This window comes from Candidatus Zixiibacteriota bacterium (genome assembly GCA_036480375.1).
Classification (GTDB): domain Bacteria; phylum Zixibacteria; class MSB-5A5; order GN15; family JAAZOE01; genus JAZGGI01.
The window spans coordinates 36,492-59,411 of sequence record JAZGGI010000034.1 but is presented as its reverse complement, the minus strand read 5'-3'; the positions used below and the strand labels follow the sequence as shown (position 1 = coordinate 59,411).

The following is a 22,920-nucleotide window of genomic DNA, read 5'->3' as shown; positions in this document are numbered from 1 at the left end:
ATCTATTATGTCTAAGTATTTTCATTCAAGTTTAAAGTATGTTGTGTTAATTTCCGCACTCGCATTAATCAATCTATTGCAGTGCAGTAAATCTGCTGATCCGGAAAGTGTTCCGCCTGTAAATCGGCCTCCGGTAATACCTGAAATAGATTCATCCGGAGGATCTCCGGCTGACGGCGCGATTGATCAATCGCTTATTCCGCAATTGAAATGGACGTGCACTGATCCGGACGGGGATAGTCTGGTCTGTGATATATATTTAGGCTTGGATAGCATTCCGCCGCATATAGATAGCAATATTACATCGACGAATTATACTCCGGATTCTCTGGAATATTTAACCACTTATTTCTGGGGTGTGGTTGCCAAAGACAATCACGATCATGAGGTCAGTTCTCCCACCTGGAGTTTTACTACCTGTGCCGAAATTGATAATGTCAATCCAACGGCGGTTATTACCTATCCTTATGATGAAGGTTCGGTTACCGATTCAGTGACAATAAAGGCAGACGCCTGGGATAATTTTGAGGTGGCTGAAGTAATCTTCTATCTTGATGGAGTAATAAACTCAAATGATTCAATCGCTCCATGGGAGAGCTTTTGGGATGCCGGTGGTGTTACGCCGGGCAGTCGGCATAATATCCAGGCGGTTGCCGTTGATAGCTCCGGCAACCAAGGCTGGTCCGAAATGATTTTCGTCTATATTCTTGATGAGAATCACGCGCCGCAGACATTTTTGTATGGTTGGATTAAATATATCAATTCTCCAGGACCGGAATCACAATTGCCTGGTATCTATTTTATGTGGTTCGGTTCCGATTCGCTTGATTGGGGAGCAAATAATCCCAATATGGAATTCGAATGGCGTTTATATGGACCTTATGAAACTAATGTTCCTCCTCCAATATATACTGTAACGGAAGGCAATTATATATTCCCGACAGTAAATTTATCGGAATTACAGGATCCCGTAAATGGTATAAATCAGCCGATTAAACGCTCAAAGGGGGATAACTTCGCATTTGATACTACTGATGTTTGGGTGAGAGATACAAGTGAGATTATCTATGATGTATTTTCAGAGATTGAATCAGATACTACATTTGGATACCGATTTATATTCTGGATCAGGGCAAGAGACGATCAACACATGATTGACACGATTCCTATGGCAGTCGCGATTTATGTCTTTGAACCCAAATATGAAAATGAAATCGCGGTATTGGATGAAACGGGGTATATGATAACCGACGGGAGGTACCACCCAAAGAGTTTGGATACAGTTAAGGCTGGATTAAACAGTCTGATTCATGGAGCAGGAATTAATGAATTCGATACCGCATCTGATTATTATTTTAATACTCATTTTAAAAGTCCTGCTATTCGTGATATTGTCACTCCAAGAATACCTTCTATGACCAAGGTGTTATCTTATAAGTCATTGATTCTATACTGTGATGACGGGTATGGGGTACAGGATTATGATAAAATAGAATTTCTTGAACCAACGATGCTGGCGTTGGAAGCGGGAATACCGGTTCTACTTATGTCAAGAAATATGGGTAATTTACCGGAGGGGGAAGAGGGCCAAGTATCTCAAATGTCGCCATGGTTTGAATATTACTTTGGGGTTAGTAGTGTAAAATCTGAAGGATGGCTCTGGGGTGTCGTCACACCGGAGAATATAATGAATCCAATATTTCTCGAAGAATGTATTGGAGGGCAATCTCAAATACCCTCATTACCTGATGTTACAATAGATTTCGATTTATTAGATGCACGATATGGAAGATGGATATTTAGCCCAGAGCATTTAATGTACGGATTACCGGAAGTTGGAGGGGCTGAGATTAGCTCATCAGCGGAAGCGATATATACCAACGTTTCAAAGGATGGGGATACCTCGCCGTTTCATGGAATGGCAACGGCTGTAAGACAGGATAAAGGATACTTCAGGTCGTCGGCTTTTCTATTTACTCCTCTGGCATTTGAACAGACGAATATGCAGGAGGCATTTACCTATATAATCAATTGGTTGAGAGAAAAATCACCAGGCAGTCAATCAAGCTTAGGTCTAAGCGATTTTGATAGAGTTAATAGAACCAAACGCGTTCTGAACATCTTAAATAAAACTGATGCGGCACAGCCCGCTCATATGCGATAAAGGTATTTAAATATTAGAGCGTGTCGGGAATTGATAATTCTATGATTTAATATACGACTTGATCCTGGTGGACAGCCAGAGGATTTGGAATGGGACATTCAGCCATACTTGTCCTGGGTTCCGCAGGAATTTTCCTCATCAAATGATTATGATGGATTAAGTTTTGCTCAGGGGGCGGGAATAGCCTCATGAAGGCATCCGGCCCCGGCCGAATACAAATCCCGTATTGCAGTACATCATATCTGCTCACTATTCAGTTCGCAAGGATTCTACAGGATTAGTCTGAGATGCTTTTAGTGTTTGTGAAGCTGTTGTTATTAACGCAATGAATAATGTTATTAATGTTGCAAATACCAATATGCTGGCTTCAGCCGGGATATAAATTGAGAATGCAAAATCAAGAAATCTGCGTGATGCTATATAGGCGATCGGCAACGCAATAATATTTGCCAACATAACAAGTTTCAAAAAGTCCTTTGAAAGCATTGTAATTATGACAGGGGAGGAAGCACCTAAAACTTTGCGGATGCCAATTTCTTTCCTTCTAAGTCTTACAGCATAAGAAGAAAGAGCTAACAGACCTAAGCTCGAATATAAAACAGCTAGCAGACCAAGCATACCCAGGATTTTTGGTAAAAGAAAAGCATCACCATTCACACGAATGAAATACTCATCCAAATAAACATGGTTGTACGGGACATTTGGTGAAAGCTCGGCCCAGAGGGTTCTAACATAATCAATAATTGCTGCGGCCCTATTTTCATCTTCGGCTTTTATCAGCATATTGTTCAGATTGTCCTTTTCAAAGAAGAAAACAGTGGGTTTCATAGGCCAAAATGTGTTGTCGAACAAACAATCATTTACAACACCTACAATGTTGTATGTTTCTTCACCAATTTTTATAGTTTTTCCAATCGGGGATTCCCAATCAAGACGATCTGCGAACAATTGATTAATGATTACACTAATATCTTCCTGATAATCGTTTTGAAATGATCTTCCCGCTGTAATTTGCATTTCCATGGTTTCAAAAAAATCATAATGAACCCCATAGAAATAAACATTTAATGCATTATCAGGGTCAATACCTTCGGGAATCACATTTTCTTTTCTTTGCCAATTTCCAGGTGTAGACCTTGCTGCGCTAACATTTAGAACACCCGGAACATTCCTAAGTCTTTCTTTTATTATTGGGTAAGAATCATTTGTTTTATCTTCCAGAGTAACTGCGATCATGCCCTGTCTGCTATAGCCCAAATCAACACTGGCGATGAACTCTGATTGCTTCTGCATGGTTAATGCAAGTACAACCAGTATTACCGAAATAGAGAACTGAAGAGTAACAAGTACTTTTCTAACTCTACTCTTTCCTTTACCCATACTAATTCCACCCTTGAAAATATGAACCGGACGAAAAGATGAAAGATAAATTGCCGGGTAAATTCCTGCCACTAAACCCGAACCAAGTGTTATTACTAAGGATGCAAATACTAACCTCTCATTATCCCAAAATGACAGCAGAGGCATGAGGGGAGTTAATGAACTTAAGAATGAATAAACTAAATCGTATATAATAATGATCAGAGGGTATGCAATAAGAGCTGTAAGCACGGATTCCACTAAGAATTGTTTAACCAGATGAGATCTAGCCGCTCCCACAACTTTACGAACTCCCAGTTCTTTCACGCGCTCAGTATAACGGGCTGTAGATAGATTCACATAATTGAAAATTCCAATCAACAGGAGTATGAATCCAAGAGTCAGCATAATCGTGGCTCCGGTTGTCGGAGAGTAATTGGCAAACCTTTCAATATGCGGTGCCGTGTTTACCAATCCTTTGGTTGGGAAAAGATATATAAGCCGTGGGGAGTTGGTGGAATTGTCATAATATTTTGCACGTAATAATCCCAGCTTATTCTCAACTTGTTTCAGATCAGCGTTACTTTGCAGTCGAATGAATCCGGTTAAAGCACTAATATCCCAATCATCAAGTGAATCATACAGGGTTTGTGCAACACTAATGGGAACTATGATATTCCCATACAAAGATGATGCTGACTGTTGCTTTTCCAGGTCTTCGAATATTCCTGTAACAATAAGATCCTTTTCATTATTGAGAGTTAATACTTCTCCAACAGCAGGTTCATCACCAAAATATTTTTCCGCAATAGTCTCACTTATCACAACAGACTGGGGATTAGAAAACAAAGTCTCCGTGTTACCCTCAACAATATTGAAAGTAAAAAATGATAGAAAATTGGGATCAACAAAGAGAACCTGATCCTCATAAAATCTCTTGTTCTCATAGTTGACCACTAGTTTCCTCGGATCGTAGAACCGAGTGAAATCCTCAATTTCCGCAATATCATCCTTTAGCGATGATGCTAAGGGAAAAGGAATATATGCTGTATGCCGTTCTCCACTCCCTGAATTTAGTACCTGGACGATATTGTATATCTTATCAATATCTTTGTGAAAGGAATCGGGGGTCATTTTCCATGAGTAAAAAGCAAAAAATATTAAAAAGACACCTATTCCAACTGCCAAACCCGAAATGGTTATAATGGAATACATTTTTTGCTGAATTAATTTCCTAAAGGTGATTTTCAAATAATTTTTTAACATTGGTAATCCTCAACTTATTGAAAGTCTGGTCGTGTTTGACATGATTCAGTCACTTCATTTTTAGTTTTTGGACCTTAGCGCTTCAATAATTGCTACAGAGATCCAATACAACTCTCCGTCTGAATTGTAAAACAACTTTTCCCCATCGGGAGATATTGGCGGTATGATTTCCCTGTCCATGCCCATCAGAATCAGCCTCAATCAATACGTTTTCGCTCAGGCAATTCATCCATCACGTAAGTGTAAGCAAATCATATGCCAATCCCATAACACATTGTCACACATACCGCTAAGTAAGTTACCCATTTTAGAACCGTCCGCTTTTGGAACATCAGCTGTTCACCAACGCACACTTGACGCGCCACCATAATGTACTGTTTCCCGTCAAAACCAATCGTACTGATTTATTGTTAGAATTAAGAGATGCTTTTGGTATAATTAACTATCAAAAGAAGGAGTTATTTATGAGTCCGAAAGTATCATCAGAATCAGTTGTTCGTGAGATTAGGCGGAAGACGAGGCGTAAGTATTCCACCGAGGAGAAGATTCGCATTGTGTTGGAAGGACTTAAGGGAAAAGTCAGCATATCCGGACTATGTTGCCATGAAGGAATAGTCCCGAATCTTTATTATCGTTGGAGCAAGGACTTTTTGGAAGCAGGTAAGCGACGTCTTCAGGATGATACCGTCCGTGAAGCAAACAGCAATGAGGTTGGCGGTTTACGTCAGGAGAATGATCAGTTGACCGGTGGCCCATTGTTCCCCCTCTGCAAGACGGGAGAACGGTGAGTTCCCGCTTGGAGGGCTAACAATAATCCTATTAATAGTCCTCTATTTCCGAATATTTCCTATTAATTATGAAGATGTTCCGGCAATCATGTTGCATCTGTTTAATAATAGCTATAAACAGGGTTTTGGCTTTGGGAAATAAATCTGGAACTATAACACAATATTTAAAAAGGACAAAACGAACCCAATTCGTTGTAATCAATAAGGAGATATAAGATTACAAGGAATTATCGGGACAAAATATGTGGATAACTCTCTGGATTTTCGATTTGTAATTGATTATTGCGTGAAAGATGTTGAGACTTTCGCGGAATCGCCTAAACTCTATTTAGGTATTTGTAATGCAGTGACAAGCCCGGTTGAGCCTGCCACTACACTAATAATAGATTTACTATCTGGCCAGGGCGGCTTTGAAGAATTCACGACGCATACGAGCGATGTTGCCGATTGAAATTTCTTTCGGGCAGACCGCTTCGCATTCACCATGATTACTGCAATTGCCAAATCCTTCGCCGTCCATTTGCGCCACCATTTGCCGCACGCGCATGACCGTTTCCGGCTGGCCCTGAGGCAAAAGGGCAAACTGAGATATCTTGGCGCTGGTAAACAGCGACGCCGAGGCATTGGGACAGGAAGCGACGCAGGCTCCGCAACCGATGCAGGCGGCGGCATCCATCGCCAATTCTGCCTTGTCTTTAGGGATTGGCAGGGCATTGGCATCCTGGGGCGAACCGGCATTGGCCGAAACATAGCCGCCTTTGGAGATGATGCGATCAAAGGCGCTCCGGTCGACAACGAGGTCTTTTATCTGAGTAAACGATTTAGCCCGGAACGGTTCGACCGTTATGGTTTCGCCGTCTTTGAATTTGCGCATATGAAGCTGACAGGTGGCAATTGCCGTTTGCGGTCCGTGGGCGACACCATTAATAACCTGCCCGCAGGTTCCGCAGATACCTTCGCGGCAATCGCTGTCAAATTCGACCGGTTCTTCGCCGTTTTTGGTCAAATCCTCATTGAGTATATCAAGCATCTCCAGAAAAGAGCTGTCGGGCGAAACATCCTTGACCGTGTATTTGGAGAAACGGCCTTTAGGTTCATTTCGTTTTTGCCGCCAGACTTTGAGATGCACCGTTATTTTCTTTTTTTCAGTCATGATAACACCTCACTTATAGCTCCGCTGGGATGGCGTAACACGCTCGAATTCCAGCTCTTCTTTATGCATTTCATGCGGCTGACCGGGACCTTTGTATTCCCAGGCAGATACAAATGTGAACTTCTTATCATCGCGGAGGGCTTCGCCTTCTTCGGTCTTGTACTCAACTCGGAAATGCCCGCCGCATGATTCCTTACGCATGAGAGCATCGCGAGCCATGAGTTCTCCAAGTTCGAGGAAGTCGGCCGTGCGTCCGGCCATTTCGAGACTCTTATTGAGATCATCGCTGCTGCCGGGAACGTTGACGTTATTCCAGAATTCCTCGCCAATTTTGGGAATCACCTCCAGAGCGTGTTTGAGGCCCTTTTCGTCGCGCGACATGCCGACCTTATCGATCATGACATCACCCAAATCACGGTGCAGTTCGCGAATAGTTTTGTTGCCTTTGATCGCGAGAAGTTTATCAACTTCCTTATTGACTTCACCAACCGAATCCTTGAAGGCCTGATGATCGATAGTAACCTTCGGGAGATCGGTTCCGGCGATGTAATTGCCGATGGTGTATGGAATGACGAAGTAACCGTCGGCCAAGCCCTGCATCAGCGCCGATGCCCCCAGGCGGTTGGCGCCATGATCGGAGAAGTTGGCTTCGCCAAGAACATGCAGGCCGGGAATAGTGCTCATCAAATTATAATCGACCCAAAGGCCGCCCATAGTGTAATGGGGAGCGGGATAAATCATCATGGGCGCCTCGTAAGGATTATCGCCGGTTAAGTTCTGATACATGTCAAAGAGGTTGCCGTATCGTTCGGCGATGACGTTTTTGCCCAGTCTTTTGATGGCATCACGGAAATCGAGGAAAACCGCTTTTTTCGTCGAGCCGACTCCACGGTTTTCATCGCAAACGTCTTTGGCGTTGCGGGAGGCGATATCACGGGGAACGAGATTACCAAAGCTGGGGTATTTTCTCTCCAGGTAATAATCGCGTTCATTTTCCGGGATATCATTGGGACGACGATCGTCGCTTTCTTTCATCGGCACCCAAACCCGTCCGTCGTTACGCAACGATTCACTCATCAGGGTTAGTTTGGATTGATGGTCACCTTCCTGAGGAATACAGGTAGGATGGATCTGGGTATAACAAGGATTTGAAAACAGGGCGCCCTTTTTGTGACAGCGCCAGATGGCTGAGCCGTTGGAATTGACGGCGTTGGTGGAAAGATAATAGACCGGGGAATAGCCGCCGGTACAGAGTAAGACAGCGTCTCCGGCGTAAGATTCAATGTCACCGGTAATAAGGTTGCGACAGGTAATACCGCGCGCTTTACCATCAGCGAGGACGAGATCAAGCATTTCGCGGCGCGGGAACATTTTGACATTTCCGGCGTCAACTTGCCGCATCAAAGAGCCGTAAGCTCCGAGAAGTAATTGCTGTCCGGTTTGGCCTCGGGCATAAAAGGTACGGGAGACCTGCGCGCCGCCGAAAGAACGGTTGGCCAGGAGGCCGCCGTAATCGCGGGCGAAAGGAACGCCCTGAGCGACGCATTGGTCGATGATATTAAGGGACAGTTCGGCAAGCCGATATGTATTGGCTTCACGGCCTCGGAAATCGCCGCCTTTTATCGTATCGTAAAATAATCTCCAAACGCTGTCGCCATCGTTTTGATAATTTTTGGCGGCGTTGATTCCGCCTTGAGCGGCGATACTGTGAGCCCGTCGGGGAGAGTCCTGAATGCAGAAATTTAGAACCTGGTATCCCAACTCTCCGAGGGAAGCCGCCGCGGCTCCACCGGCGAGGCCGGTTCCGACGACGATTAAGGTATGTTTACGCTTATTGGCGGGATTAACCAGTTTTATCCGGCCGCGGTATGACGACCATTTGGCTTCCAGGGGACCGCCGGGAATTTTGGCATCTAATTTCATAAGGCACCCCCTTTCAGATAAAGTACGACCGGAATCACGATAAATCCGAAGGCAAGAATGAAAGCGACCAGGATCGCGAACTTAAACATGAATGATGTAAATTTGGGGCGATTCAAACCCAGCGATTGGAACATGCTCCAGACGCCGTGCCTGAGATGAAACCCCATCAGGATCATTGCCAGAACGTACGAGGCGGTGTACCAGGGCTGCGCGAAGACATCTACTGTTAAGCGATAGAGATCGCGCATGACCACGCCGTCGATATCGGTTGTATAACCTTCGGCAACACCGGGACCATATTTCAGGGTTATCAGGTGAAGTATCGAAAAAACCAGAATTATCGCCCCGGTATATATCATGGTACTGGACGATAATGTTTTTTTGCTGGTGTCTCCGGCAGATTTAGAGTTCTTGTAAGCGACCGGTCGAGCCACCTGCTGATCCCACCAGACCGAAGTGGCGGTGATGATATGCAGGGCGAAAAATAGCACCAGCCCAAACTCAGAGATATAGATTAATATACCCAAGCCCATAAGAAAATGGGCGTAGGCATTGAACGCGTCAGCGTTTCCGGTTAAAAGTGTAATGTTGCCCAAAAGATGGATACATAGAAATATTACGAGGAAAAAACCGGAAACGGCGTTGATGAATTTTTTTCCAATCGAGGAAAAAAAGACTGCCGTTAGGGAAGCCATTGACCCACTCCATTCCAGGTAGAATTATGTTAATTCAATATTTATAGGGCTATATAGACGGTCAATTTCAACCGTACCCTGCCCAGATTAACGGACAATATGGCTGAGGAATCTTTATTTGGCAAGTCAAAAAGGGGAAATATTGACTCGCCCCATTGAAAATTTCAATTTACCGAATAGATATTGAATTTTTAACTAACTTCCCGACTCAGATACTCTCGAGCATATTCAATATATTTGATTTGGATATCGGTATTATCCCAGAATTTTAATATTTCGCGGTAAACTTCATTCGCTTTTTCAGTTTCGTTTAGACCTTCATAGGCAATAGCGAGATGGTAGAGTACTTTAAGATAGGTTCTACCCGATGATGTCATTCCCGGATTTTCAAAGTATTCGGAAAAGATGGAAACGGCTTTTTCGTTCATCATCCCCGAAAAATTCAGCCAACAGGATTTTCAGGGCGACGCGGCGTTTTAATTTCGTATCTTCGGCCAGATAGACTTCACCCATACCGCCGGCGCCGATTTTCTTCACAATTTTGAAATGCGCTATTTGTTGACCGGTTTCAAGCATTATTCGCCCCTTTTGATAATAATCATAGTTATATCATCCGACCGGGGAGCATCCCCCATAAAATTATTTATGTCCTTCATAATTATACGCGATAACTGGTCGGGTTGGGAATTTCTGTTTTCGATAACTAATTTTTCAAGCCTTTCATCAGAATATTCCTCATCGTCAAAGCCGGCTTCGGTAATACCATCGGTGAAAACAATCAAAGTATCATTTAGGTTCAAATTAACTTTGTCTTCAGTCCAGGAGCTAAAATCAAAGGCGCCAATCATAGTTCCTGAAGCTTCAAGAAATTCAAGATTTCCATTTTCTTTTACCAACAGCGGCGGATTATGTCCGGCGTTTAAGTAGCACAATTCGTGCGTGTGGGAATTTATCAAGCCGATAAACAGAGTGGCGAAATTATCGGCCATGCTATGATTGAACATTTGAAGCGATACTTGATTTACCGCTCGTGTCAGATCGAATCCGGTATCGTCATAGAGAATCCTGAAAGAGGCCAGGATATTAGACATTAACAGGGCAGCGCCCATTCCTTTGCCGCTGACATCGGCCAGGAGAAACAGGAGACGGCCGTCGGGTAATATAGTAAAATCGTATAAATCGCCTCCGACGGCCCGGCATTGTTCCTGCACGGCCTGAATTGAGTATCCCGGGAATTCGGGAATTTCCTTTGTTACTAATGTCTCCTGAATCAATGATGCCCGCGAGAGTTCCGCTTCAAATATTTGTTTTTCCTGCCGTTCATGGAGAAGATTGTAATTGGAAAGTTTGGAAGCGATAATATTTCCGACAGTTGCGAAAAGGCGCAGGTAATCGTCGTTATATCGTTTGATTGGATTAGTCGTATCGGCGTAGAGGATTCCAAATACGGCGTCTTCATCAAAAAGGGGCACTGCCATAGCCGATTTCAAATCGGATTTAATTATTGATTCTTTGCTTGAAAACCGCGGATCGGCACCAGCGTCGTCAATTACAATGGCGTTTTTGTTGGTTAAAATTTCACTAAGGATAGTCTGTGACAGTGAGAAAAATCCGGGTTCTTTGCCGCTCGATAAACAACAGGCGGCTGTATATACCTGAGTATGATCTTTTTTAGTCAGGAGCACGGCCAAACGCTCGTTGGGGATAATTTTGCCTATTAGCTCCAATGATTTTTCAAGCATGACTTCGCGAGGCTCCGGGAGAACAAGCATTTTGGCCATGTCAAAGAGTGTCGGCAAAAGTTCAGGTAAATCAGTAATTTGTGAGGGGAGAGGTTTTAACGCTTCGGACATGGGTATTAGCACTGAATTCTCGGCATCGGCTGTGCCCGAGAAGCGAGGTTCGGATCCGGATTTGCCAAAATCGTTGTCATCACCGGATTGTATTTTAAAATCGGTGCATCCAAATTGAATGCGATCGCCTATTTTGATATTCGTTTTTTCACTAAGGCGCTCACCGTTGACAAATGTGCCGTTGTGGCTGTTTAAATCTTCGATTGATATTAAGCGACCGTCATCTTCAATAGTTATTTGAGCATGTTGACGGGAAATGGTATTATCCGGGATAGTGAAATCGCAGGAGGCTTTACGACCGATAACATATTCGCCGGGAGTAAGCTCCCAGGAATAATAACGACTTTCATCGGTGCCAATAAGTCTAATCATAGAAAAATTTCTTTATTTCTATCTACCAGTCTTGATTTTGTTTCGGTCTGTTAATTGGCAAATAACCGGCATCCCTTTCTGACAATAAGCAATAGTTCATATTATACGCAACAAAAATGAATTAATTCGAGTGTAAGGGGAAAATTGCCTGGGACATCTTTATTATCTTTGTTGTATTATGGGGGGGATTATTATAAATATGTTTTGCATCCACAAAGATTACCAGTGATTGTATTTCACTTTTGATTTTGTAAATCGGTTTGATGGTTCTTTGGATTCGGCCGGGTGACCCAATGAAATAAGAGCAATCGGCTCGATATGTTCCGGCAGCATCATTAAGTTCTTTATTCCCTCAATACGTTCTTCTCTCGGATAAATCCCCAGCCAGACTGCTCCCAGACCCAAAGTGTGAGCGGCGATTAGAATATTTTGCGTGGCCGCCGAACAGTCGAGATAGATATATTCGGGTTTCATGACCGCTTTTGTGTCGCCGCATACTAAAATCGCGAGAGGGGCTTGCGTCAGCATTTTTGAATAAGGATGGAATTTGGGGATGGCGTCGAGAGTTTTTCGGTCGTCGATTATTATAAAATGCCAAGGCTGGATATTATTGGCCGAAGGGGCACTCATCGCGGCTCGCAGCAGGGTTTCAATTATTTCCTCCGATATTTTTTCCCCAGTATATTGGCGGATACTCCGCCGCCTGAGAATCGCTTCGATTGCGTCCATAATTTTTCTCCTTTGAAATATTAATATCCCTTTGATTCAAGTGAGGCAAGCAATTTAATTGTGTAAAAAAAAGGCCGGGGTTGACCGGCCTTTTTTTATGATTTATTTCGATTGATGTAAAAGCATTCTTAGTCGCATCCGGGGGCGGGGCCGCCTTTGAAGGCGTTATTGATGAGATAGACGGCATCGCCGACATTAACCTCAGCGTCACAATTTGCATCGCCCATGATTAGAGGAACAGGTGCGGGACCGCTTTTAAATACATGGTTGATTAGAAAAACAGCGTCGCCGACGTTTATTGTTCGGTCGGCGTTGGCGTCGCCCTCCAGCATCGTTATATAAATTCGAATATTAGAGCAGATTGTTTCGGCTCCCAGCAGGTCGGTGGCAACAACTTTCCAGTAATAATCTATTCCATATTCCAATGGTGTAGTTATAGTGTACTCTTCTGCGGTCAGGTCATAAAATGATTTAGGCGAAGCAAAATCACTCCATTTGGAATACCTGAGCATATAGGTGAATTCGTCGTTGATATCAGCATCAGAGGAAGCTGTCCAGGTGAAAGTCGGCAGGAGGTTTTCCATGATAACGGCGCTGTCGGGGCTTGTCAGTTCAAATGGCGCCGGGGATTGATTATCGGCATTGACGCAGAATGACGCTAATTCCGACCACTGGCCATCTTCAAGGGCATCATCAGCGCGGACTCTCCAGTAAAATGTCTGGTCTTCTCCGAGGGAAACGGGAACCTGCCATGTGACCGGACTGGAAGACTGAGGTTGATCGTCAGCCGAAGCGAGTAGGTTGGTCATCGTTATATCGGAATATAATTCATAACTGTAATCCACGGGCAGCCCGTCCGGATCGGGGGCGGCGTCATGAGAAAGTTCCGGGCTGCTTGACGTAACCATTCCTTCATTATCAGGAGATAAACCTACAGGAGGACCGGGCAAGCCGTTCATGGCGAAATTTGTTGAAATCCAATCCGACCAGTATAAGCCGTTGGAGACTCTGACGCGGACATAATATGTAATTCCATCAAATAACTCACTTCCGAAATAAGTAACTGAGGTCTCACTTCCCGCGACGGGACCGGTATCCCACATATCAACAAAATACCAGTTCAAATCGCTGGTAACCTGAATTTGATAATGCGATTGAGGAGCCGAATCACCGTCAAAATAAGACCATGAAAATTCGGGAACGTGATCGGTCATGTGATCCGGGTCTCCGGGGGCGACACTGATGCCGGTCGCGCTTGGAGGCGAGGGAGGACCGGAAGTGCCGAAGAAATCCAAAATATAGACCACCATGCTATCCTGCGAGACAAAACGAATGGTATCAAGGCTAATTCCTTCAAAACCAAAACCGAAAAACAGCGTATTGAAATCGGCCCCGGAGTACGATATAATGGAATAATGATCGCCGGTTACATAATGTGCCTGGGCAATACCTCCATTGACAGGAGTAATTCGTTCAGTATTAGTTTGATTATTGGCTCCGGATGTATTTCCAATATTATAAATAACAAGCGTATCATCAGGATTCAATAGCTGGCTGGCGGTTTCAGAAATTATAATCGGCGAATACGCGCCGGATTGATATTCGGTTTTTAGATAGTTATTCAAAAGAACGGGATCGTCTGTAGCGAGTTGAGAGGCGATACCCTGGCCGGTAAGAAATAGGTTTCCTCCGCCGTCAAGATAGCTTTTTATATTGCCGATATTTGTCGAATTCAATGTAGTAGCGCGATCATCTCCCGTAAACCATATTACTAAATCATATTTATTAAGCTCCTCAACCGGGGGAGGATTCAGGTTGGCATATGTCCAAACACTGCAGGGCATGCGGATTTTATCAAGACACTCCTTGTAGTAGTCTTCATAGGTTTTATAATTATCGTCATCCACGAGAAGTACGGATATGTTTCCTATAATAAACGTGCCGGTTAATTTATCGGAATCCTGCCCATCGTTCCAGGTTACCTCAATAAAAAAGGAATCAATACGGGAGACGTAATTGGCAGGAATTTCAAATATAAAAGGGTCACCATAACTGGTTACTGAGTCAAAAGCGGGTATCGATGAAATGAATGATGCGTCGTCGGTGATATTTAACGTACCGTCATCGATAGTAAGAGTGGCATAGATATTTTCAATTGGGACCCCGCCGTAGTTGGCAATGGTGAAATACATCTCAATAGTTTCGCCGGCTTCGGGAATCCCGTCGCCGTCGCCGGAACTGGCATCGGATAGTTCGTGGCTTTCCAAATAAGGAGCGCCGTTGAGGGGGATGATATCGACAACCATACCTTCTTTGTCAGGACCGCATTCTTCACTCCAATCGCAATGAAGATTATCCAATGTGAACCATGCATTTTGGCTGCCACCCCAGCCATAATTCATGTGGTACTGTTTGGTAGTACCGATTTCGCGCCAGCCGTCACAGACAATGGCGTGACTATAAATTCTGTAAAGTGTAGGACGGTTTTTATCAATATTTTCTTTAATAAGATCGAACCATTCGTCGGCAGAATAATCTTCTCTATTTACACGGCGTGCTGATTGATCGTATTGAAAATACTGAGGGAATATATAATCACCATTTAACGTAAAAGCTCCTGATTTGCAGGTGCCATATTTCATGTTATAAGCGACACCCATTTCATAGCAAATTTCGGCAACGCTGGCGTTGGAATGGTCGTAGGTATAGGGATCGGAAAAATCTGCATAAAGCGTCTGGCCGGGAGTTGTTCCTCCGCAATCCTCATAATCGCCCACCCAGTAATAAGAATGATCGCCAGTGCCTTCAGGCGGCCATTTATGGTAATAGATAATTTGAGACGCGGCAGTTGATACGCAACCGACCAGGCATGTTCGCCCCAGGTATCCGGTAGGACAATCCAGATTATAAGGGGACCTCTGATGCCAGGAGGTCGTTAGAAGGGGGCCGACAGTTGCGGTTGCGCCCAGAAGACCTTTGTTCATGGTCTGGTTGAATTCTTTTTCGGAAACAGTAAATTCGTCCCAGGCCTGTTCGTTTTTTCTATCGAACAGAAGCTCTGTTCCGGTTTGTTCGGCTTCAAGACTTCCGTAAACTTCGGTATAAATATCCATGCGGCTTTTTAAGACCTGCCTGAACATCAAAGCCATACCCCCTTCATCGTCGATATTCAATGAAGTTTCCTCGGAATAAGCCTTAACCGGCGCCAATTCACGAAGAGCCGGAATTACTATAAAGCCGCTGGGAGAGATAGAGTAATACCTTCCCAATAGAGTATCGTTTTCTATAATATCCTGCGAATATTCAATTTCCGGATATAAACTACCGCCCCAGCTCCCCAGTTCTTTAACGACCTGGCTGAGCCAATTTTTACAAACCTGATCCATTTCATTCTCAGTCGCTATTGTGGCATAAGCGGAATTTGAAAATGAAATCAGAATAGCCAAAACAACAAGACTGGCTATCAAAAATCTACGCGTGTGCTGTAAAAATTCTTTTAACATCAGTGCTCCCATCACAAGTAAGATGCCTGCAATTATCCCGCTGCCAATACCTTATAGGTTATCGGCAAACTCTTCGTCCAAGACACGCTGTTGTATCTTCGATAAAAAAGTTAGTAACTTTGAACGGCGGTTCATGTTGCAGTTCCATTGCAGAAATTGTTGGCCCTCTTTAGCCTAAATATACCCAAATTCAAACATTTGACAATAGTTTTGTTGCTTTTGGTCTAAAAAATTGTCGGAAAAGGAGTTGGATGGAATTATCCATTATTTGGGATTATGGCGAAACACCTGAGTCATAAATTGCGTATTGATAAACAAAGAAGCTATCGGCAAAGAACAGGCAACGCTTATTTGACTGGCATTGTCTAATATTATTGAAGAAGCGTATTAAAGGAGGGTTCTCGATATGTCAGATTTTAGAAAAGTTTTTATTGCGTCTCTAATAATCGTGATTGCGTTCTCGGCGATGACGCTGGCCGGTATCAAGCAAGAAATTACGCGAGATTTTAACGTTTCCCCCGGTGGCGAATTGACGATTGACACGGAAATTGGATCTATTGAGGTTAAGGCGTCCAATCAAAGCAACATTGGCGTAGAAATTATCCTCGATTCAAAAACCCGGGATGAGGATCGCGCGCAGGATATGTTCGATGATTTCGAGGTTGAATTCAATCAGGACGGTAACGCGGTTGAGATTTACGCCGAGTATTTTGGCAACGATTCGCGCGGATGGAATATATTTGGCACAAGAACGCGCCGATCGTTACAGGCGAAATTTATAATAACGGTTCCGGAAAAGTATAACGTATATGCCAAAACATCGGGGGGAAGCATTCATATCGGCGATTTGGAGGGCGAGGTTGATGTGCGGACCTCGGGCGGATCACTTCGATTTGACAATATTTCCGGTCCTGTAAAAGGCAAGACATCGGGGGGGAGTATTACACTTGAAAGTTGTAAAGGCCGCGCGGATGTTTCTACTTCGGGAGGTTCAATAGAGATTGGTCATGTTGAGGGCGAAGTGTCGGCTCATACTTCCGGGGGAGGCATCGAAGTAGAAGAAGTAATGGGAGAAATCGACGCTTCGACATCGGGCGGTTCGATATACGCCCGGATTAGCGAGCAGCCTCGGGGTGATTGTCGTCTGACGACATCAGGCGGAGGAATAACGGTTTATTTATCTCCCGATATCAATGTGTATTTGGATGCCCGTACAAGTTCGGGCAGGGTCAAATCGGATTTTGATATTTCTTCCAGCCGACGCAAGAAAAAATCATCCCTGAGGGGTGAGATAGGCGATGGCGGACCCGAATTGTATTTACGAACTTCCGGAGGCAGTATCAGAATTCTTGAAGATTAGAATACTCTATAAAACATTTTATATTGTTTAATAAAACCGGCCTGGTGAATTCAAATTGGGCGGGTTTATTATTTGTGCTGATCGACTAATTTTCGAATTACCGCGATATGTTCCGGCGTGGTTCCACAGCAACCGCCAATTATAGAAATTCCCAATTTGATGAGATGGGGGATTTTGTGTTCGAAATATTCCGGGGGCTCATTATAGACGGGTTGGCCGTTTTGTATAACCGGCAAACCAGCATTGGATTGAATTAATATCGGCATATCGGATTGAGATTTGAATTCCTTCGCAATATCTATCATCAAATCGAGGCCGTTTCCGCAATTCGATCCGACGATATCGGCGCCCGCTTCTTTCAATTGCGTGCAGGCTCGATTTATATCGACACCCATAATGGTATAGAAACCCCGAGGCGTTTTTTCAAAAGTCATGGTGGCCATGATCGGAACAGAGGAGGAAATCTCGCGAGCGGCTTTGACCGCAAGAATCGCTTCGGAAATATCAATCATGGTTTCGACGCAAATAATATCGACGCCGGAATTTATAAATGATCGCATTTGACGCTGAAAACTTTGATATAGAATTTCAGGTTCGGTATCACCATAAGGCTTTAATAATTTTCCGGTCGGGCCGCACGAACCTGAGACGTGGGCACTATTTCCAACCACATTGCGCACGGATTTTATCGCGGATTCAATAATTGATTCGGTTTTATCCTGAAGATTGTAGTTTTCGAGTTTTGCGGGAGAGGCTCCAAAAGTATTGGTTTGGATAATTTCTGAGCCGGCTTTCAGATATTCCGAAGCGATATGTTCAAGCAATCGCGGATTTTCCAGATTTACCGATTCAACGCATTGATTGATATCGATTCCGTGGCGTTGAAGTATAGTTCCCATGGCTCCATCGGCGACAATTATTTCTCCGCATTTCAATCTTTCAAGAATAGGCTCCAACTATTTTCCTCCGAGTCCTGACATATTATGAAATTAATCTGTCGACGCATTCGACGGCGTTGATGCCGTCAAAGCCGTATGCGTCGGCGCCGATTTCATCGGCAAACTGCTGAGTCACCGGGGCTCCGCCGATGGCTACTTTGATTTTTCCATCTAAACCTTTTTCCTTAATTAAATCGACCACAGATTTCATAACCGGCATGGTTGTCGTGAGGAGGGCTGAGAGGCCAATAACCGGAGCGTTTTTTTCGAGTGCGGTCTCGACAAATTTTTGAGGTGAGACATCATTGCCGAGATCGATGACATCAAAACCGGCACCCTTAAGCATAATGCCGACCAGGTTTTTTCCTAAGTCATGCAAATCTCCCTGAACCGTTCCGAGGACGACTTTACCCCGCGACGGCATATCTTCATCGATTAATAGCGGTTTAAGGATATCCAGACCGGCGTTCATCGCTTTAGCCGCAAGTAGAACATCAGGCAGGAATATGTCGTGGCATTTGAATTTTTCTCCGACGAGTTTCATTCCGGCGATCAATCCGTCGTCGAGAATCTGTTTGGGCGGAAGTTTTTGTTCGACCGCCTGCGTGGTCAGTTCGGCCGTTTCGTCAAACTCCCCTCGTTGAAGCGATAGCGAAATGTTTTCGAGCAAGTCCATTTCTATCTCCAAATCCTGTTTTTAATTTTCAATATTGCTCATTCTTTCCAGGCAGGGCTGACTTGGGCATTGCGCACAAAAAGAATATTGGTTTTCGAATAAATGAATCTTATCGGAGCCGTATATCAAAACACCCGAAATTGATTTCAGAGGTTCCATCAGACAGCTTTCACGTAAAGTGATACCGATCTCTTCAGGTTTAAGAAAAGCAAATAGCGCTCGCTGGGCACTAACATGCCAACCGCAATATCCGGGACTATAGCATAAAGTTCGCCTTTGTTTTGCATTTGTGTTTCCGATTACATTATTCTGATACCAGGATGCGGCAAAATCTGAGGCCAGGTCGGTTCCAGCCGATGCCGCGGTATCGAGCATTGAACCGAGGGCGAAATCATTTTTGGCGAAGAGACCGGATATTTCATCGCATATATCCTGACCGATAGTCAGGGCGAAGATGGATAATTCATCGGCGCGGGGATAAATATCCTCGATAGGAGCGGGTGATTCATTGAAATCGGTACTATAGTAAATCTTTTCGAAATCTTCATGGGTAATATCAGAAATCAACAGTTTTGATCTGGTCCAACGAATAAAAATATCCCTTGCGATTTTGGCCAGATCAGTAATTTCAGATTTGACTTCGCTTTCATCCGGGATACCTTGTCCTTGCAGGATTAAAGATATCTCAGGAGTAATTTTATCCACCGGGATATTGATTATTTCCCGCATTAACCCCGCTCCGGTAATTTATCCATGCCGTTTTTTCTCGCCTCGGATAACATTAAATTCTCCATCTCGGATTTAATTTCAGCGGAAAGGCGGGAAGGAATGTAATTATCAATCAGTTTTTTAATTTCGGTATTGGCTCGATCGCCTAAAGTTAATCGACCTTCTTCAGCCCAGCGGGCGCGATTGGCCCGTTCGATAACGCGACCGGGAAAATGAATTTCCTCTTTCAAGTATTTCCGGGTATGGTCGGCAATGAGGAGATGGCCGTCTTTGAGAAGTTCCTCGAAGTGCGGCAGGCTGGGGAAATCTTCCTTTGGTTCAATACCCTGAATCATTCGATGGGTCATGCCGCAAATTTCATTATCGACGACTAATTTTTCAAGGCTGAAACAGCTTTCAAAATCCAACATGCCGGGTCCGGATATGCTGTTTATACCCGACAGAGCGGCCAGAGTAGCACCCATAGATGATTCCAGGCCAGCCTGGGCATCGAGTTGTTTGGCATCACTGAGTCCGATATAGGCCTGAGTCGGAAGTCCGAAATATTTGCCGATTTCACTATAGGCGCAATCAATCATTTGGGTTTCGACCGCTCCCATCGGAGTTGTTTCGTACCGGATGTCAAATATGGCCGGGGAGCCGCCGTACACGATCGGAGCGCCCGGGCAGGCGAGCTGGCTTATGACTACGCCGCTTAAGGTTTCGGCCGTATGTTGAACCAGCGTGCCGGTCAGCGTAACCGGAGATATTAATCCGGATAGAGGCATGGCAATAAATTCCACCGGAATTGAATATTTGGCGCAATCAATCACGTTTTGGGAAGTAACGTCGCTCCATTTGAGGGGAGATGTCGGGCAGCAGGAAAACATCGTAAGCGGTTTTTTTTTGAGATTTATTTCATCGCCGCGAATCGCCAGTTGAAGGTTTTTCATGATCTCAAATGCTTCAATTGTGAACGTTCCCGTCACGACCGGTTTCTCGCAATATAAAAAACTCAGGAAGAGACGATAACTGTCAGATATTTTTTCATTGACGTCGGCTGGTATAATGGCGGTGCTTTGCAGGGAAATATGATTTAATTGACTCATTAATCTGGCGTACTTGACATAATCGGCCGTGTCAGGATTCCTGAATTCATTAGAGCCGTGATCCTGAATAAAAAGCGCCGCGGAACCGGGAGTGTAATTTATGTTATAGCCGGATAAATCGGCGGCCTCTTCACCCATGACGTCATACAACTTAATAGAAGAGGGGGCTGTGGCAAGGGATTTATCGATTAATTCATTTTTGAATATTACTTTGTGTCCCGAATCATATATGTGAGCGCCATAATCCGAAAGCATTGACACGATTTCGGGGTTGTGAATAGTGACTCCGATTTTGCACAGAACATCACGAGCTTCGGATATTATCTGCTCTATCAGAGTATCATCGAGGAATTTTAATATGGGTCGCATAAATACCCTCCATACTGTATTGATAAATATCTAATTATGCAAATTACGAGTAAGATACGAAAATGTCAATTCATGGATAAAAAAAAGACCGCCTGAGAGGCGATCTTAACTAAATCTTAAATATCAAATCACGATTTTTTTTCGTTGAGGTTTATCGTTGTCCTTTTCAGGCGCTTCGGTTATTTCAACATTTTGATGCTTAACAATGTTACTTAAACGAAATCGCTTCTTTATTTCTTTGTCTTTTTCTTTAGGGTGAGTAATAGTCATACTGAATTTTTTCTTTTTGTTTTCGTAGTTTTCAAGCATTTTATGAAGCTGAATTCCGTATTCACTGGCCTGTTCAAATTGCTCAATGTTTTTTCGCAGGACTCCGGCGAAATCTTTTTCATTTCCCGACAGGATGGATTTAATTCTTTCAGTGGCGTCGCGGCGAGCTTTATTAAATACCTGCTCATCATCATCAAAAGCGTAACTGCCCGCGAGGGCAATAAGGATTACGACGGCATCTATGGCGATAGCCAGTAGAAGGGCAAATAATGCCAGATTATCCATTATAAGAAGATCATTGATAACCAGCATAAAAGCCTGTTGACGAGTGGTTGGCCGTTCCGTGAAATTTATCTGATCGGGAGGAGCAGGTGGCGAATAATTCAATTGAGTAAGATTATTAACGACATTAGCGGGGAATTCTATCCAGACGGTATTGGCCAGGTAAAATTGTTCACGAACGGGTAGATCGCTTGAAAATGCCTGAGATGTTGCATCAATCTTTTCAATATATGATTGAATAGTCTGCCTGTAATTGGTGGCCTCCTGATGCCGGTTAATGAGGTATTCGGTAATAATACCGCGGCCGCTGCCCTGTCTGTAATCGGTCCCTTGCGAGGCGCGCCAGGAATCGATCATGAGGCGGGCGCCGTCAATAACCGATTGAATAAATTCATCCTGAGTGCCTTCGTCGACGACGGTAGCCCAGCCTTTTTCTTCTTCCATCTGCATGAGAGTATTGAGCCGCTCGACCTGATAGTCGCCTTTCAGGGAAGCCTGCCTGCCCTTCTGGATATATTCATTCAATAACGGTCGGACAGCTTCCGAATAATTTTTGCGCGCTTCGGTCTCGCGAAGATCCACCTTAAGAGATGAATCGAAATTGGCAAATGAGAAAAAAATTGAGAAGACGGCTGTAATTGTAAACACGGCGACGTATGAAATACGGTTTTCCCTTATTTTCATTAAATTCCAGGCTATACCCAACATGGCAATTTGAAGTCCCAGCGAACCAACCAGGGCCAGCGGGGGTTCTAATATGATTTTTAGACCGTAGAAAGTCGTAAAGAATGATAAAACCGATAAACATAAAGTGCCGCCGTATATCAGCAGCGAAGCGAATTTGGTATATTTAGACAATGCAATCGACCCCTGTTTTGAAAAACGTATTTATCCCCTGTTATCTTATATTAATGTTGTCGGCAGGAAGGGATAATTTATTATGGGCCGGGAATCCTCAAAAAAAACCAGAATTTATTGATTATTGATAGAAAGGGATCAATAAAAAAGCCGACTCGAAAGCCGGCTTTTTATGAAAATCCGAAGAAGTCTATCTTTTCTTCTTGTGCAGATGGCAATACTTGGCGGGAGGAGCAACCATGCGTTTACAGCGCTTGCCATCTTTTGTCTTAGCAGCGCACCGGACTTTTTTCTTCGCCACTTTTTTCCTGACGACTTTCTTCTTGACTACTTTTTTCTTAGCAACTTTTTTCCTGGCTGCTGGTTTTTTCTTTGCGACTTTCTTTTTCGCTTTCGGCATTAAAATCCTCCTTATTATGATTAACTCGACCTAACCGTATTGATTTTGTAAAAACATGTCAACAAAAAAACACAATCATTTTTTAAAATATTTAAATAATTTCATACTTCATTCAGATATGGATGATTCCCGGTATGGATATATA

General features: G+C 43.8%; 17 protein-coding genes and 1 pseudogene. 3 read left to right on the top strand and 15 right to left on the bottom strand.

The window, feature by feature from the left end; all coding sequences use genetic code 11:
* Positions 1 to 7: 7 nt before the first annotated feature.
* Positions 8 to 2,164 (top strand): Ig-like domain-containing protein, encoded by a 2,157-nt coding sequence (locus V3V99_11025; protein ID MEE9443183.1) that lies wholly within the window; start codon positions 8 to 10, stop codon positions 2,162 to 2,164.
* A gap of 249 nt (positions 2,165 to 2,413) precedes the next feature.
* Here V3V99_11025 and V3V99_11020 read toward each other — a convergent pair whose 3' ends face one another.
* Positions 2,414 to 4,789: an ABC transporter permease gene (locus tag V3V99_11020; protein MEE9443182.1), complete on the bottom strand. Its 2,376-nt coding sequence runs from the start codon at positions 4,787 to 4,789 to the stop codon at positions 2,414 to 2,416.
* 464 nt (positions 4,790 to 5,253) lie between these two features.
* On the opposite strand from V3V99_11020, the pseudogene V3V99_11015 reads away from it, so the two are divergent.
* Positions 5,254 to 5,520 (top strand): annotated as a pseudogene (locus V3V99_11015) (transposase).
* 448 nt (positions 5,521 to 5,968) lie between these two features.
* On the opposite strand, the gene V3V99_11010 reads toward V3V99_11015, so the two are convergent.
* The 8 genes from V3V99_11010 to V3V99_10975 all read right to left on the bottom strand — a co-directional run bounded on the left by V3V99_11010 (position 5,969) and on the right by V3V99_10975 (position 15,805).
* Complete coding sequence (locus V3V99_11010) at positions 5,969 to 6,730, bottom strand: succinate dehydrogenase/fumarate reductase iron-sulfur subunit (GenBank protein ID MEE9443181.1); 762 nt, start codon at positions 6,728 to 6,730, stop codon at positions 5,969 to 5,971.
* A gap of 9 nt (positions 6,731 to 6,739) precedes the next feature.
* Positions 6,740 to 8,653: a fumarate reductase/succinate dehydrogenase flavoprotein subunit gene (locus V3V99_11005; protein ID MEE9443180.1), complete on the bottom strand. Its 1,914-nt coding sequence runs from the start codon at positions 8,651 to 8,653 to the stop codon at positions 6,740 to 6,742.
* The gene (locus V3V99_11000) at positions 8,650 to 9,348 is read right to left on the bottom strand and encodes a succinate dehydrogenase cytochrome b subunit (GenBank protein ID MEE9443179.1); all 699 of its coding nucleotides are present in this window, start codon (positions 9,346 to 9,348) and stop codon (positions 8,650 to 8,652) included. Before V3V99_11000 ends, V3V99_11005 begins: the two co-directional genes overlap by 4 nt.
* A gap of 191 nt (positions 9,349 to 9,539) precedes the next feature.
* Positions 9,540 to 9,779, bottom strand: coding sequence for a hypothetical protein (locus tag V3V99_10995; protein ID MEE9443178.1), 240 nt, complete (start codon positions 9,777 to 9,779; stop codon positions 9,540 to 9,542).
* Positions 9,736 to 9,924, bottom strand: coding sequence for a hypothetical protein (locus V3V99_10990; protein ID MEE9443177.1), 189 nt, complete (start codon positions 9,922 to 9,924; stop codon positions 9,736 to 9,738). Before V3V99_10990 ends, V3V99_10995 begins: the two co-directional genes overlap by 44 nt.
* A complete protein-coding gene (locus V3V99_10985) occupies positions 9,924 to 11,573 on the bottom strand; it encodes a SpoIIE family protein phosphatase (protein ID MEE9443176.1) in 1,650 nt (549 codons plus the stop codon). The genes V3V99_10990 and V3V99_10985 overlap by 1 nt, the downstream gene beginning before the upstream one ends.
* Before the next feature lie 219 nt (positions 11,574 to 11,792).
* Positions 11,793 to 12,293: a nitroreductase family protein gene (locus V3V99_10980; protein MEE9443175.1), complete on the bottom strand. Its 501-nt coding sequence runs from the start codon at positions 12,291 to 12,293 to the stop codon at positions 11,793 to 11,795.
* Between the two features lie 137 nt (positions 12,294 to 12,430).
* Positions 12,431 to 15,805 (bottom strand): C10 family peptidase, encoded by a 3,375-nt coding sequence (locus V3V99_10975; protein ID MEE9443174.1) that lies wholly within the window; start codon positions 15,803 to 15,805, stop codon positions 12,431 to 12,433.
* A 406-nt stretch (positions 15,806 to 16,211) separates the two neighbouring features.
* Here V3V99_10975 and V3V99_10970 point away from each other — a divergent pair, with 406 nt between their 5' ends.
* Positions 16,212 to 17,165, top strand: coding sequence for a DUF4097 family beta strand repeat-containing protein (locus tag V3V99_10970; protein ID MEE9443173.1), 954 nt, complete (start codon positions 16,212 to 16,214; stop codon positions 17,163 to 17,165).
* Positions 17,166 to 17,233: 68 nt separating this feature from the next.
* Here V3V99_10970 and V3V99_10965 read toward each other — a convergent pair whose 3' ends face one another.
* From V3V99_10965 to V3V99_10940, 6 genes are all read right to left on the bottom strand, one after another.
* Positions 17,234 to 18,121: a homocysteine S-methyltransferase family protein gene (locus V3V99_10965; GenBank protein MEE9443172.1), complete on the bottom strand. Its 888-nt coding sequence runs from the start codon at positions 18,119 to 18,121 to the stop codon at positions 17,234 to 17,236.
* A 25-nt stretch (positions 18,122 to 18,146) separates the two neighbouring features.
* Complete coding sequence (locus V3V99_10960; GenBank protein MEE9443171.1) at positions 18,147 to 18,779, bottom strand: corrinoid protein; 633 nt, start codon at positions 18,777 to 18,779, stop codon at positions 18,147 to 18,149.
* A 21-nt stretch (positions 18,780 to 18,800) separates the two neighbouring features.
* Complete coding sequence (locus tag V3V99_10955) at positions 18,801 to 19,508, bottom strand: vitamin B12 dependent-methionine synthase activation domain-containing protein (GenBank protein MEE9443170.1); 708 nt, start codon at positions 19,506 to 19,508, stop codon at positions 18,801 to 18,803.
* The gene (locus V3V99_10950) at positions 19,508 to 20,965 is read right to left on the bottom strand and encodes a trimethylamine methyltransferase family protein (GenBank protein MEE9443169.1); all 1,458 of its coding nucleotides are present in this window, start codon (positions 20,963 to 20,965) and stop codon (positions 19,508 to 19,510) included. The genes V3V99_10955 and V3V99_10950 overlap by 1 nt, the downstream gene beginning before the upstream one ends.
* 123 nt (positions 20,966 to 21,088) lie before the next feature.
* Positions 21,089 to 22,375 (bottom strand): hypothetical protein, encoded by a 1,287-nt coding sequence (locus V3V99_10945; protein ID MEE9443168.1) that lies wholly within the window; start codon positions 22,373 to 22,375, stop codon positions 21,089 to 21,091.
* A 190-nt stretch (positions 22,376 to 22,565) separates the two neighbouring features.
* On the bottom strand, positions 22,566 to 22,775 hold the full coding sequence (locus V3V99_10940; GenBank protein MEE9443167.1) for a hypothetical protein: 210 nt from the start codon (positions 22,773 to 22,775) through the stop codon (positions 22,566 to 22,568).
* Positions 22,776 to 22,920: the final 145 nt, after the last annotated feature.

Bases quoted from the DNA above. Each gene is read 5' to 3' on its own strand.
- V3V99_11025 (MEE9443183.1), top strand. From the start codon at position 8: ATGTCTAAGTATTTTCATTCAAGTTTAAAGTATGTTGTGTTAATTTCC.
- V3V99_11020 (MEE9443182.1), bottom strand. From the start codon at position 4,789: ATGTTAAAAAATTATTTGAAAATCACCTTTAGGAAATTAATTCAGCAA.
- V3V99_11010 (MEE9443181.1), bottom strand. From the start codon at position 6,730: ATGACTGAAAAAAAGAAAATAACGGTGCATCTCAAAGTCTGGCGGCAA.
- V3V99_11005 (MEE9443180.1), bottom strand. From the start codon at position 8,653: ATGAAATTAGATGCCAAAATTCCCGGCGGTCCCCTGGAAGCCAAATGG.
- V3V99_11000 (MEE9443179.1), bottom strand. From the start codon at position 9,348: ATGGCTTCCCTAACGGCAGTCTTTTTTTCCTCGATTGGAAAAAAATTC.
- V3V99_10995 (MEE9443178.1), bottom strand. From the start codon at position 9,779: ATGATGAACGAAAAAGCCGTTTCCATCTTTTCCGAATACTTTGAAAAT.
- V3V99_10990 (MEE9443177.1), bottom strand. From the start codon at position 9,924: ATGCTTGAAACCGGTCAACAAATAGCGCATTTCAAAATTGTGAAGAAA.
- V3V99_10985 (MEE9443176.1), bottom strand. From the start codon at position 11,573: ATGATTAGACTTATTGGCACCGATGAAAGTCGTTATTATTCCTGGGAG.
- V3V99_10975 (MEE9443174.1), bottom strand. From the start codon at position 15,805: ATGTTAAAAGAATTTTTACAGCACACGCGTAGATTTTTGATAGCCAGT.
- V3V99_10970 (MEE9443173.1), top strand. From the start codon at position 16,212: ATGTCAGATTTTAGAAAAGTTTTTATTGCGTCTCTAATAATCGTGATT.
- V3V99_10960 (MEE9443171.1), bottom strand. From the start codon at position 18,779: ATGGACTTGCTCGAAAACATTTCGCTATCGCTTCAACGAGGGGAGTTT.
- V3V99_10955 (MEE9443170.1), bottom strand. From the start codon at position 19,508: ATGCGGGAAATAATCAATATCCCGGTGGATAAAATTACTCCTGAGATA.
- V3V99_10950 (MEE9443169.1), bottom strand. From the start codon at position 20,965: ATGCGACCCATATTAAAATTCCTCGATGATACTCTGATAGAGCAGATA.
- V3V99_10940 (MEE9443167.1), bottom strand. From the start codon at position 22,775: ATGCCGAAAGCGAAAAAGAAAGTCGCAAAGAAAAAACCAGCAGCCAGG.